The organism is Kitasatospora sp. NPDC032150 (assembly GCF_055579945.1).
Genome location: NZ_JBVIMH010000001.1, coordinates 415416 through 427665 on the forward strand (window position 1 = coordinate 415416; position 12250 = coordinate 427665).

At 72.8% G+C, this 12250-nt stretch carries 11 protein-coding genes; 5 read left to right on the top strand and 6 right to left on the bottom strand.

Annotated elements, in window-relative coordinates; genetic code table 11:
• Nucleotides 1–175: 175 nt before the first annotated feature.
• Nucleotides 176–877 carry an exonuclease domain-containing protein gene (locus ACZ5ON_RS01785; RefSeq protein ID WP_465583568.1) on the top strand — a complete coding sequence of 234 codons (702 nt, stop codon included), beginning with the start codon at nt 176–178 and terminating at the stop codon, nt 875–877.
• 66 nt (nt 878–943) lie between these two features.
• Here the strand turns inward: ACZ5ON_RS01785 and ACZ5ON_RS01790 are convergent, their stop codons facing one another.
• Together ACZ5ON_RS01790 and ACZ5ON_RS01795 are read right to left on the bottom strand one after the other, a co-directional pair.
• The gene (locus tag ACZ5ON_RS01790) at nt 944–1873 is read right to left on the bottom strand and encodes a polysaccharide deacetylase family protein (RefSeq protein WP_465583571.1); all 930 of its coding nucleotides are present in this window, start codon (nt 1871–1873) and stop codon (nt 944–946) included.
• A gap of 144 nt (nt 1874–2017) precedes the next feature.
• The gene (locus ACZ5ON_RS01795) at nt 2018–2902 is read right to left on the bottom strand and encodes a phosphotransferase (RefSeq protein WP_465583576.1); all 885 of its coding nucleotides are present in this window, start codon (nt 2900–2902) and stop codon (nt 2018–2020) included.
• 417 nt (nt 2903–3319) lie between these two features.
• Between ACZ5ON_RS01795 and ACZ5ON_RS01800 the strand changes: the two genes are divergently transcribed.
• The 4 genes from ACZ5ON_RS01800 to ACZ5ON_RS01815 all read left to right on the top strand — a co-directional run bounded on the left by ACZ5ON_RS01800 (nt 3320) and on the right by ACZ5ON_RS01815 (nt 8719).
• On the top strand, nt 3320–5497 hold the full coding sequence (locus ACZ5ON_RS01800; RefSeq protein WP_465583584.1) for an MMPL family transporter: 2178 nt from the start codon (nt 3320–3322) through the stop codon (nt 5495–5497).
• Nucleotides 5498–5818: 321 nt separating this feature from the next.
• The gene (locus ACZ5ON_RS01805; protein ID WP_449800023.1) at nt 5819–6025 is read left to right on the top strand and encodes a cold-shock protein; all 207 of its coding nucleotides are present in this window, start codon (nt 5819–5821) and stop codon (nt 6023–6025) included.
• A gap of 236 nt (nt 6026–6261) precedes the next feature.
• The gene (locus tag ACZ5ON_RS01810; RefSeq protein WP_465583589.1) at nt 6262–7968 is read left to right on the top strand and encodes a DEAD/DEAH box helicase; all 1707 of its coding nucleotides are present in this window, start codon (nt 6262–6264) and stop codon (nt 7966–7968) included.
• Between the two features lie 166 nt (nt 7969–8134).
• Entirely contained in the window at nt 8135–8719 is a 585-nt protein-coding gene (locus ACZ5ON_RS01815; protein ID WP_465583593.1) for a hypothetical protein, read from the top strand.
• Between the two features lie 109 nt (nt 8720–8828).
• On the opposite strand, the gene ACZ5ON_RS01820 is transcribed toward ACZ5ON_RS01815, so the two are convergent.
• The 4 genes from ACZ5ON_RS01820 to ACZ5ON_RS01835 form a co-directional block, all read right to left on the bottom strand.
• On the bottom strand, nt 8829–9368 hold the full coding sequence (locus tag ACZ5ON_RS01820; RefSeq protein ID WP_465583596.1) for a hypothetical protein: 540 nt from the start codon (nt 9366–9368) through the stop codon (nt 8829–8831).
• A gap of 69 nt (nt 9369–9437) precedes the next feature.
• Nucleotides 9438–10169 (bottom strand): sirohydrochlorin chelatase, encoded by a 732-nt coding sequence (locus ACZ5ON_RS01825; RefSeq protein ID WP_465583973.1) that lies wholly within the window; start codon nt 10167–10169, stop codon nt 9438–9440.
• A 259-nt stretch (nt 10170–10428) separates the two neighbouring features.
• The gene (locus ACZ5ON_RS01830) at nt 10429–11361 is read right to left on the bottom strand and encodes an ABC transporter permease (RefSeq protein WP_465583600.1); all 933 of its coding nucleotides are present in this window, start codon (nt 11359–11361) and stop codon (nt 10429–10431) included.
• Nucleotides 11348–12151, bottom strand: a complete 804-nt coding sequence (locus tag ACZ5ON_RS01835) for an ABC transporter ATP-binding protein (protein WP_465583603.1) — start codon at nt 12149–12151, stop codon at nt 11348–11350. Before ACZ5ON_RS01835 ends, ACZ5ON_RS01830 begins: the two co-directional genes overlap by 14 nt.
• Nucleotides 12152–12250 lie beyond the last annotated feature (99 nt).

Below are 12250 nucleotides of genomic sequence, written 5' to 3' on the forward strand. Positions count from 1 at the left end.
TCTCCCTTTTACAACCCTCCCCCCTCGCGCCACATCCCCACCCCGGACACCCCCCCCCCCCCCCCCCCCCCACGTCCGCGGATTGTCACGGTCCGACTTCCACGGCCCGGCTGTCACAGGCACCCGCGATGATGAGGGACAGACCACGGCGAACGGACGGAAGGACACACCCCAGATGAGCTGGTGGAAGGAGCCACTGGTCGGCTTCGACCTGGAGACCACGGGCACCGACCCGGCGCACTCGCGGATCGTCACCGCCGCCCTGGTGGAGACCCTCGGCGGCCGGGCCGAGAGATCGTTCGGCTGGCTGGTGAACCCCGGGGTGCCGATCCCGGCGGAGGCCGCCGCGATCCACGGCATCAGCGACGAGCACGTCCGCACGCAGGGCCGCCCGGCGGCCGAGGCCGTCGAGGAGATAGCCACCGCCCTGTGTGACCGGCTGGCGCTCGGGCAGCCCGTGGTCGCCTTCAACGCGCCCTTCGACCTCTCGCTGCTCGATGCCGAGCTGCGCCGCCACGGCCGACGCTCCCTCGGCGACCGCCTCGGTGGCAGCGTGGGCCCGGTGGTGGACGCCCTGGTGATCGACCGCTCGGTGGACCGCTACCGCAAGGGCTCCCGCACCCTCCAGCACGTCTGCGAGGTGTACGGGGTCGAGCTGGCCGACGCCCATGAGGCGGGCAGCGACGCACTGGCCGCCGTCCGGGTCGCCGTCGCCCTCGGTGAGCGCTATCCGTCCCAGGTGGGCGATCTGACGGTTAAACAGCTGCACGCACGTCAGATCGACTGGCACCGCGCCTGGGCCGAGGGCCTCCAGGCCTGGTTGCGCAAGGGCAAGGACGCCGAGGCCGTCATCGATCCGCGGTGGCCGCTGCGCTGAGACGTGGGCGGCACCCCCGGGAGAGCGGTGGGGTGCCGGTGGGCGGAGTGCGCGTGCCCCGGCGGTTCAGGCGGCGGGGAAGTCGAAGGTGTAGCCGTGGGCGGTGAGCCAGGGGAGGAGTTGGCGCAGCGCCGCGACGGTCTGGCTGCGGTCGCCGCCGCCGTCGTGCATGAGCACCACCCCGCCGGGCCTCAGGCCGTGCTGTACGGCGGCGACGATCGAGGCGACCCCGGGACGGGACCAGTCGCGGGTGTCGACCGACCAGCCGAGCGGGCGCATCCCGTGCTGAACGGCGATCAGCCGGTTCTCGGCGCTGAAGTCCCCACCGGGCGCGCGGAACCAGGCGACCTCGGTGCCCGGCCCGCCCGCCCCGGCGATCATCTCCTTCGCCGCCGCGATCTCGTACACCTGCCGTTCGTGCGACAGCGTGTGCATCGGCTGCGGGTGGTGGACGGTGTGGTCGCAGAGGCGGTGCCCCTCGGCCAGGATGCGTTTCACGGCGGCCGGCCGGGCGGACGCCTGCGGGCCGATCTGGCAGAACGCGGCGTGCGCGCCGTACTGCGCGAGCAGGTCGAGGATCTGTGCGGTGTACTGGCTCGGGCCGTCGTCGAAGGTGAGCGCGACGGTACGGCCGGCGGAGGCGGCACGGTACACGATCGAGGTCGTACCGCCCGGGGTAGGGGCGGCCGGTGGTGGCGCGGATGCGGTGCTGCCGGGCGGGTCCGGAGTCGGGGTCTGGATCGGGGCGGGTGCCGCGGACGTCCTGCCCCCGGCGGACGGAGCGGCGCTCGTAGTGGCTGGGGACGCGGCGGGTGGGGCTGCGGCGGATGAGGACGTGGCGGACGGGGTGGCGGAGCCGGACGCGCCGGGCGCCACCGGTCCGGCGGCGTGGGGGTCGGTGGGGCCGCAGCCCGCCAGCAGGGCGGGCGCGAGCAGCACGGCCAGGCCGTACCCGAGGGCGTGGGCGATAGGTGACCGAGGGCTGGGTATCCGCATGGCGACGGCTCCTGACGTCGTACCGGCTGCCCCGGGGGAGTGCGGGCAGCAACCGGTACGACGTGCGCCGTCGGGGTGCGGTTCCTCGAGGTGCGTACGGAGACGACCCTTGGGGCGGGAGGGAAGGGAGCGGCTGGTGGGGGATCAGAAGGCGTACCAGCGCACCGCGGTGGCGCCGTCCCGGAGCGAGGCGACCCGGCGGCGGAACTCGCCGAGGGCAGCCTGGTTGCCCGGGACCTGCTGCGCGACCCAGGAGGCGCTGGCGGTCTCCCGGGCGCCGCGCAGTACGGCGAAGCCGGGCCAGTCGCGCACGTCCCAGCCGTAGGCGGTGGTGAAGGCGAGGTAGTCCTCGGCGGGGACGCCGTAGCGGTCGTGGCTGAGGGAGAGCACCACCAGGTCGTGCTCGCGCAGGTCGTGGGAGACGTTCTCCAGGTCGAGCAGGACCGGCCCGTCGGCGGTCAGCTGGACGTTGCGCGGCAGGGCGTCGCCATGGATCACGCCGGGCGGCAGCTGCGGGGTGAGCTCGGCGATCGCGGTGGCGAAGTCGGCTTTGCGCTCGCGCAGGAAGGCGGCGTCCGCCGGGTCGATATGGCCGTCCGCGCTCGCCAGCCAGCGGTCCACGGGTGCGAGCAGATCGCGGCGGCCGAGCTCGAACGGCGGGTCGGGCAGCCGGTGCAGGGCGCGCAGCAGCGGGGCGAGGTCGGCGGGTGCCGCGGCCTTGGCGGCGGGGTCGAGCCGGTGCCAGAAGGTGACGGGGTGTCCGTCGGCGACCAGCGGCTCGGGCAGGTAGGGGCGGACCACCGGCACGTCCTGCTGGCCGAGCCAGTCGGCCACGGCCAGTTCGCGGCCGGCGCGCTCGGTCAGTTCGGGGCCGCGCCCGACCTTGGCCACCACGGCGGGGTCGCCCAGATCGAAGACGGCGTTCTCGCCGAGGGCCAGCAGCCGGGCGTCCACCGGGTCGGGCAGCCCGGCGGCGGCGCAGGCGGTGGTGAGCAGGGCCCGGGCGTGCGGTCCGTCGAAGGCGGTCATGGAGTGAATCATGGCGCATGGGGGTCCGGGGCCGGTCTCGGGGTTCCCCGGACCCGGGTCAGGGGCGGGAACGACGGCCGGAACCGGGGGGACCCGGGGTTCTCCCTACTCCTCAGGGACAGGTTCTCCTTCTTGTGGGTAGGGGATGGATCCACCCTGAGGGGGAGGGATCTCCACCCCGAGCACGAGGCGTCGGGGTTGGTCAAGAGGCCACGATGGACCGGGGCCGGATTCCGGTTCCCAGGGGGCACGATCCAGCGGGGGCCACTTGCCGGTCGGCAAGTAAGCGTTCCGTAGGATGCACTTACTCACTTACTTGCCGACCGGCTAGAGCCCTGCTCTGCCCCGGTCCAGCCGTCGCCCGATGTCCCGTCCCCCGAGGGCTGCGGTGAACCATGCCCAGGAGGCGCTACGAGCATGTTCCACCGAATAGGACAATTCGTCGTCAGGCGGGCGTGGTGGGTGATCGCCGTCTGGCTCGTCGGCGCGATCGCGCTCATGGTGACCGCACCGACGGTCGCGGCGCAGAACGACGAGAGCGCCTTCCTGCCCAAGCACTACGAGTCCATCCAGGCCGCCCAGCTGCAGGCGAAGGCCTTCCCGGCCAACTTCTCGCCCGGCGCCCTGCTGCTGTTCGAGCGCGCCGACGGCGGAAAGCTGGATGCGGCCGACCAGACCACGATGAAGAAGGTGGTCCAGGGTCTGACCGACGAGCACATCAAGAACGTCGACCAGATCCTCCCGGTAGGCCCGCAGGGCACGTCCAAGGACGGCAAGTACGCGCTGTCCATGGTCGCGATCAACAAGGCCACGCAGGGGCAGGACTACCTCGACGTCGCCAAGGACCTGCGCACGGACGGCGGCAAGCTTGCGGACGGTTCGGGGCTGAAGTTCCGGGTCGGTGGCCCGGCGGCGTCCGCGCTCGACATGCAGGACTCCTCGGGGCTCGCCAACGCCCTGATCGGGATGGGCTCCTTCGTGCTGATCCTGGTGATCCTCGCGATCATCTTCCGCAGCGTCCTGATCGCGCTGGCGCCGCTGCTGCTGATCATGCTGGTGATCTCGCCGACCGCCAACGGCCTGATCAGCTACGCCACCAAGTTCTTCGGCCTGAAGGCCGACAACACCATGTCGGCGATGCTGCTCGTGGTGCTGCTCGGTGTCGGTACCGACTACTTCCTCTTCCTCATGTTCCGCTACCGCGAGCGGCTGCGGGCCGGTGAGGACCGCAAGACGGCCGTGGCCAACGCGGTCGGCCGGGTCGGCGAGGCGATCACCTCCGCCGCCGGTGCCGTCGCCGCCGCCTTCGCGGTGCTGGTGCTCTCCAGCCTCGGCATGTTCAAGTCGATCGGCCCGGCGCTCGCCATCGCCGTCATCACCACTGCCATCGCCTCGGTCACCCTGGTGCCCGCAGTGCTCTCGGTGCTTCCCGCCAAGGCCCTGTTCTGGCCCGGCAAGAAGTGGATGGAGGAGCGCGAGGGTGCCCGCTTCGCCGCTCTGGGCCGGATGGTGCAGCGCCGTCCCGCCATGGTCGCCATGGCCTCCGGTGGTGTGCTGATCGCGCTCACCGTGGCCGCGCTCGGTTACAAGGGCACCTTCGACCTGAGCGGCGGCTCGATGCCGAAGAGCAAGGAGTCCATGGTCGTCCAGACCAAGATGATGGACGCCTTCTCGGCGGGTGCGGCCGACCCGAGCCACGTCCTCGTGACCAGCGCCACCGACGGCGCCAAGCTCGACCAGGGGGCGCTGAAGACCTATGCGGGCAAGCTCGCCGAGGTCCCGGGCGTCGCCCAGGTGCTGCCCGAGCCGCAGCTCAGCAAGGACGGCGCCACGGCGGACTTCACCGTCATGCTCAAGGACGACCCCGCCAGCAACGCGGCTCTCGACACCGTGACCAAGCTCCGGAACACCGCCCACGCGGACGCCCCGGACGGGACCAGGGCCCTTGTCGCCGGTAGCACCTCGGTGAACAAGGACATCAACACGGCGATGGCGCACGACTACAAGCTGGTCTTCCCGCTCGCCGGCCTGCTGATCATGGTCATCCTCGGCCTGCTGTTGCGCAGCGTGGTGGCCCCCTGGTACCTGATGGCCTCGGTGGGTCTCGGCTTCGGCGCCACGCTCGGTGCCACCAGCCTGATCTTCCAGCACGTGGTCCACCAGCCGGGCCTGATGTTCATGCTGCCGATCTTCATCTACCTGTTCGTGGTGGCGATCGGCACCGACTACAACATCCTGATGGTCGCCCGACTGCGCGAGGAGGCCGCAGAGGGGCGCTCGCCGCGTGAGGCGGCGGCCGAGGCGATCCGCCACGGCGGTCCGACCGTCGGTGCGGCAGGCTTCATCCTGGCCGCTTCCTTCGCCACCTTCATGCTGGCCGGCAACGTCCTGTTCAGTGAGATCGGCTTCTCGATCGCCTTCGGCATCCTCGTCGCGGCCTTCGTGATGGCACTCTTCTTCACCCCGTCGGTGACCGCGCTGCTCGGCCGAGTCGCCTGGTGGCCCGGCCACGGTGCGATGCCCGGACGCGGTGCCCAGGCCCCGCTGGCCGGCGTCCCGTACGAGGACGACCGGGAGCCCGCCGGTCATCACTGAGGGTGAGTGGCAGCCGGTAGGAGGTTGCCCGGAGTGAAGGGCAGGGGGGCATGCGGTGAACTGGCCGCGTGCCCCCTTATCCGTGCAGGTAAACCCGGTGCGCCGACACTGTGGCGAGGGAAACTTCTCCGATCATTTGACGGCCCACCGTGCTACAGTCGAGGCAGTTGCAGTTTTGGTTCCCATGAACGTTTGTGTGCGCCTGCTGGTACCAACCAACAGGCGCATTTGTTTTGTCCGGTGTTTTGTCTCCGGATGGGGATCGCGGCGACCCGGGGCTCGCGAGGTGCGTGTCCCGATTCCCCAAAGAAGGAGACGGTCATGGCTACCGGCACCGTGAAGTGGTTCAACAGCGAGAAGGGCTTCGGCTTCATCGAGCAGGCCGAGGGTGGCCCGGACGTGTTCGCCCACTACTCGAACATCGTTGCCCAGGGCTTCCGTGAGCTGGTCGAGGGTCAGCACGTCGAGTTCGACGTGACCCAGGGCCAGAAGGGCCCGCAGGCCGAGAACATCCGCGTCATCGGCTGACTTCGGCACTCGCCGACAGTCTGAGTCGCGAAGCGAGGGCCCGCGCCGCAAGGTGCGGGCCCTCGCCCATGCCGCCGAACGGCCGGGGCGGCGCACCTCCACACCCTGACGGCCGACCCACCCCCCCAGCCTCCGGCCGGGGGCGACGACCCATGGCCTGCCGCCACGGGATCCGCGATCCTCTGCGATCATCACGCGGTACCCGCGGCCATCGGCCGAACAGGACTGGAGAGCCCATGACCACCCCTGCCCGCCCGCCGCGCAACCGTGCTACGGACCGCCAGCGCACCACCGACCGCACCCGCGGCACCGAACGCTCCGGTGCGGACCGCACCCGATCGGCCGGCCGCGGGTCGTCCGGGCCGCGCCGGGCCCCGCGGGCCCGTACCACCGCGCCGCAGGCGGCCGAGGACTTCACCGTCATCGAGGGCACCCCGGCCCGCCCGGCCGCCGAGAGCTTCGCCGAGCTGGACATGCCGAAGGCACTGGTGTCCGCGCTCACCAAGGAGGGCGTCACCGAGCCCTTCCCGATCCAGGCCGCCACCCTGCCCGACTCGCTCGCCGGGCGCGACGTGCTCGGCCGGGGCCGGACCGGATCCGGCAAGACCCTGGCCTTCGGCCTGCCGCTGCTGGCCCGTACCGCCGGGCAGCGCGCCTCGGCCCGCCGCCCGCTGGCCCTGGTGCTGGTGCCCACCCGCGAGCTGGCCCAGCAGGTCACCGAGGCCCTCACTCCGTACGCCACCGCGGTCAACCTGCGGATCACCACCGTGGTCGGCGGCATGTCGATCAACAAGCAGTCCAACGCGGTGCGGCGCGGCACCGAGGTCCTGGTCGCCACCCCCGGACGACTGGACGACCTGATCAACCGGCAGGACGTCCAGCTCGACCAGGTCGCCGTCACCGTCCTGGACGAGGCCGACCAGATGGCCGACATGGGCTTCCTGCCGCAGGTCAGCAAGCTGCTGGAGCAGGTCGCCGAGGGTGGGCAGCGGATGCTGTTCTCCGCCACCCTGGACCGCAACATCGACCGCCTGGTGCGCCGTTTCCTGACCGACCCGGTCACCCATTCGGTGGATCCGTCGGCCGGCGCGGTGACCACCATGGACCACCACCTGATCCAGCTGGACCCGGCCGACAAGGCCGAGGCCACCGCGCGGATCGCCGCCCGCGAGGGGCGCGTGATCATGTTCGTGCACACCAAGCACGGCGCCGACCGGCTGGCCAAGCAGCTGCGGGCCAACGGTGTGCAGGCCGCCGCGCTGCACGGCGGCAAGTCCCAGCCGCAGCGCAACCGCACCCTGGACCAGTTCCGCGACGGCCAGGTCACCGCACTGATCGCCACCAACGTCGCCGCCCGGGGCATCCACATCGACGGCCTCGACCTGGTCGTCAACGTCGACCCGCCGATCGACCACAAGGACTACCTGCACCGCGGCGGCCGCACCGCGCGGGCCGGCGAGTCCGGCACCGTGGTCACCCTGGTGCTGCCCGAGCAGCGCCGCGAGGTCAACCGCCTGATGTCCACCGCGGGCATCCGGCCCACCATCACCAAGGTCCGTCCCACCGACGCCGAACTGACCCGGATCACCGGTGCGCGCACCCCCAGTGGTGTCGCCGTCCTCCCGATCCCGGCCGTGGTCCAGCCCGCACCGGCCGCCGCCCCGGCCGCACCCTCCGGTACGGCGTCCACCGGTGCGGCGCCCGCCCGCCGCCGCCCGCCGCGCCGCTCCGGCCTGCCCACCGACGTGGACGTCAACGGCAACGCCAAGCGGCCGCGCCCCAAGCAGCGCTTCGGCGCAGCCGGTTCGGGCGCCGTCGAGGGCGGCGGCCGCCGGATGGCCGCCGGCTTCATCGGCAAGGCCTCGGGCCGCCCCAAGCCCGGCTCGGGCGCCAAGAGCGGCTCCAACTACGGCACCGGCCGCCAGCGCCGCAAGGCGGACTGACGCACCGCGTCAACACGGCTAGTGCGGCCGCCGATTGTCCGGTGACCGCCCGAACCGCCCGGTACCGGGCTCCTGTTGCGGCCCGGCGGGCCGGGCGCGGACCTCGGCGGGTCCCGACGGCCGGTCCGTGGAGCTCGGGTGCGATCTCTTCGACGGATGGGGACGGATGGAACTCGGCGCGCGGCTGGCAAGGCAGGAGGGCTGCCTGGACGAGCTGTTGCGGGCCCTCGGGGTCGATTGGACGGAGCCGGACGACCCGAGGGTGGCGGCGTTCGCCCAGCGGGAGCCGTACTTTCCGCAGTACCACCGGATCGGGCACAAGCGGCAGTCGGCCGTCCGGGAGCTGACCGGGCGGCGGGCACTGGTCGAGCGCCACTACGAGTTCGTGCTCCGGGCGCTGGTGAGTGACGACGACCGAAGCTCGCCACGCTCGCTGGCCGCCGTGCTGGTCGAGTCGGTCGGGCGCCGGCGGGTGCAGGAGAGCCTGGCCCGGGCGGTCGAGGACGGCGACCCGTACCAGCAGGTGTGTGCGGCGGGCGCCTGGCCGTGGGTGCTGGCCCCGCTCGACTACGCGAGCGAGGAGGACTTCCGGGCCGGCCGGCCGACTCCGCGGAGCCTCGCGGCCCGGGCCGCGCTGTCCGACCTGGCCTCACGCTTCGAGGCGGGCCTGCGGGCGGCGCAGGCGGCCTGCCGGGACGACTGGGCTCGCGACCGGCTGTCGGCCGTCCTGGACGGATGGCCGCCGGCCTGAAGTGACGGTGGTCCGGCGGCGCGCACCGACGGCCGAGACCGGGGCAGCCCCGGGCCGGTGAGGTGGGCTGCACCCGGCGCCAACGGCTCGGTGTGCGGGGTGTCCTGGATCAGGCGGGGGTGTTCGGGAGCGCCGGCTCGGCGAGGGCGCTCCGCCAGACGGAGGCGAGCAGCAGGGCGCCCGGGGCGATGCCCGCGACCGCCGCGATGACGGCGGGGGAGGAGCCGCAGGCGGTCAGGACCAGACCGGCGGCGCCGCACAGGGACATCCCCGCGGCCAGCAGGCGCAGGGCGGCCGTCCGCCAGACGGCCGCGAGGCCGAAGAAGTGCACGCCGACCACGAGGGCGATCCAGCCGACCGTCGCGTGCGGGGCGTGCAGCACGGCGTTGATGACGGCGATTCCGGCCGCTCCGACGATCACCTCGGCGGCCACCACGAGCCAGTAGCCGCGTCCGAAGGTGCGCTGCGGCGTCTCGGTGGTCCGGGGCGCGGGGGCCCTGCGCAGTGCGGCGAGCAGTCCGAGGAACGCGGCTACCCCGAGTGCCCGCAGCGGGATTCCGATGGCTGACGGGAGGTCACCGGCGTTCGCCTGGATGAAGATCAGTCCGAATATTCCGCCGATGAGCGGGCCTGTCTGATTCGATGTCACATCGCACAGTCTCACCGAGCCGGAGCGCAGCGCAAAGAACGCCAGGTCGGCGCGGGGGCGGCACACCGTTCAGGCGATCAGGGCGGTGGTCCGGTCGGCTGCCCGGTGCGCCCGGTCGTACCGGTGCAGGAGGAGGCGGGCGAGTTCCGGTGCGGCGCCGAGGACGGGGGCGGCCAGGTCGGCACCGGCCTCGGCGGCGGCCGCGGTGATGCGGTCGGGGAGCAGGCCGGGCGCCAACAGGTAGGGAGCGACGGCGACTTGGGTGGCGCCCGAGGCGCGCAGGGCGGCGACGGCCTCGGGAACGCGTGGACCGCCGGCCGAGGCGTAGGCGACCTCGACGGCGGCCCAGCCCCGGGTGCGCCGCCAGTCGGCGGCGAGTGCCCGGGTGGCGGCGTCGGCGGCTGGGTCACAGGACCCGGCGGCGGCCAGGACCACGCCGGTGCGGGCGCGCACGGCGGCGGAGCGCACGTCGAGGCCGGCCTCGGCCAGGCGGCGGTCGAGGGCGGCGAGGAGCAGCGGGGACGGGCCGAGGACCTCGGCCAGCGGCAGCTCGGCACCGGCCTCGCGCAGTGCCGCCGGGATGTCGCTCTTGGCGTGGAAGGCCCGGTTGAGCAGCAGTGGTACGGCGACCGCGGGGGTGCCGTCCAGCCGCCCGAGCACCTGGGGGATGCGTGGGGCGCAGTGGTCCAGGTAGGCGGTGGCGATCTCCAGTCCGGGGCGCAGCAGGCGCAGCCGTTCGACCAGGACGTCCACGGTGGCGGCGTGCCGGGGGTCGCGGCTGCCGTGGGCGATCAGCAGCAGGGCGGGAGCCCGGAGCGCCGTACGGGGAAGGGGAGTTGGTGCCGCTTTCGGGAGCGGGCGGGGTCCTTCGTGTGTGCGGTCGCGGCGCTGGGGGCCTGCGGCGATCCCGGCCGAGGGGCCGGACGTCTCCGGGCAGGCCGCCACCGTGCCGGGGCCGGTGGTGAGGCGGGCCGGGGCGGAGGCGGGCGGTCTGCTCGTGGACATGTGCGGCCCCTCGGTGCGATCGGACGTCGGCGGTGGAAGGTCGGGTGGTCCGGCGTCAGCGGTTGGTGGTCAGTAGGCCGCGGCTGCGGAGCACGGTGCGTTCGATCGGGGAGAAGACGAGTAGGTCGATGGCGATGCCGACGGTGAGGATGAGGATGATGCCGAGGAGGACGCCGGGCATGTCGACGTCCTCGCGGCGGTTCTCCAGGTAGCGGCCCAGGCCCAGGCCGAGGTCGGGGGAGGAGGCGATGAGTTCGGCGGCCATCAGGGAGCGCCAGGAGAAGGCCCAGCCCTGTTTGAGGCCGGCGAGGTAGCCGGGGAGGGCGGCGGGTAGCAGGACGTGGCGGGCGCCGGTCAGGCCGGTGGCGCCCATGGTGCGGCCGGCCCGCAGGAACAGCGGGGGGACTTGGTCGATGCCGGAGACGAGGCCGTTGGCGATGGAGGGGACGGCGCCGAGGAGGATCACGGCGTACATCGCGGAGTCGTTGATGCCGAGCCAGATGACGGCGGCGGGCACCCAGGCGACCGAGGGCAGGGACTGGAGGCCGGAGAGGATCGGGCCGATCGCGGCTCGCACGGGCCTGGTCCGGGCGACCAGGAGTCCGATCGGGGTGCCGATGGCGACGGCGGCGAGGAAGCCGGAGATGCCGCGCCAGAGGCTGGTCCAGATGATGGAGAAGAGCGTTCCGGCGTACCAGAGGTCGGTGAGTGAGTGCCAGACCATGGCGGGGCTGGGCAGTTTGTAGGTGTCGGCGAGGTGCAGGGTGAAGGCGAGCTGCCACAGGCCGAGTACCAGCGCGATGGCGATCACCGGGGGGAGGACCTTCTCCCGCAGGGTCCGGGTGATCGGGGCGTGCTGGATGGTGACGCTGTCCAGTGCGTCCAGGCCGGCGCCGAGGTCCTCGGTGCTGACCGGGGTGTCTTCGGCCGGGGCGTTGTCGGCTGTGGAGGCTTCCGTCTGCACGGGTGCGGTGTCAGTGCTTGCCATGGCGGCGGATCTCCCCACGCAGTTCTTCGGTGATCTCGATGGACAGGTCCGCGACGCCGGTGTCCTCGATGCGGCGCGGCTGGGGCAGGTCGATGTGCCATTGGCGGCGCACTCTGCCGGGGCGGGAGGAGAGCAGGACGACGCGCTGGGCGAGTCGGACGGCCTCGCGGACGTTGTGGGTGACGAACAGGACGGTGAGTTCTCGTTCGGCCCAGATCCGGGTGATCTCGTCGTGCAGGACGTCACGGGTGATGGCGTCCAGGGCGGCGAACGGTTCGTCCATCAGCAGGACGCGGCTGCCCTGGGCGAGGGCGCGGGCGAGGGCGACGCGCTGGCGCATGCCGCCGGAGAGTTCGTGCACCCGTTTGCCGTAGGAGCCGGAGAGGCGGACGAGTTCGAGCAGGCGCTCGGCTTCGGGGCGGCGTTCGGGGCGGGGGATGCCGGCCAGGCGGAGGGCGAGCTCGATGTTGCGGCCCGCTGTCAGCCAGGGGAGGAGGGCGTGTTCCTGGAACATCAGGGCGGGGCGGCCGCTGGGGACTTCGATGGTGCCGGTGGTGGGCCGGTCGAGTCCGGCGATCAGGTTGAGCAGGGTGGACTTGCCGCAACCGGAGGCGCCGAGCAGGGTGACGAACTCGCCGGGGCCGACGTCGAGGGAGATGTCGTCGAGGACCGGGGCGGCGGTGCCGGGGCGGCCGTAGGTCTTGTGGACGTGGGAGAGCCGGATGGCGGGGGCGTGGCCGGCGGGCCCACTGCCGATGGCGGCCTGCGAGGTGGTCAGTGCCGGGGTCATGCCGGGCACCTCCTGCGTGAGTGGTCGGGCCTCCTTCCGCCGTTGGCGGGCGAGGAGGGAGGGTGGGCGGAGGCTCGGGCCGGGACCCGGCCCCGCTCC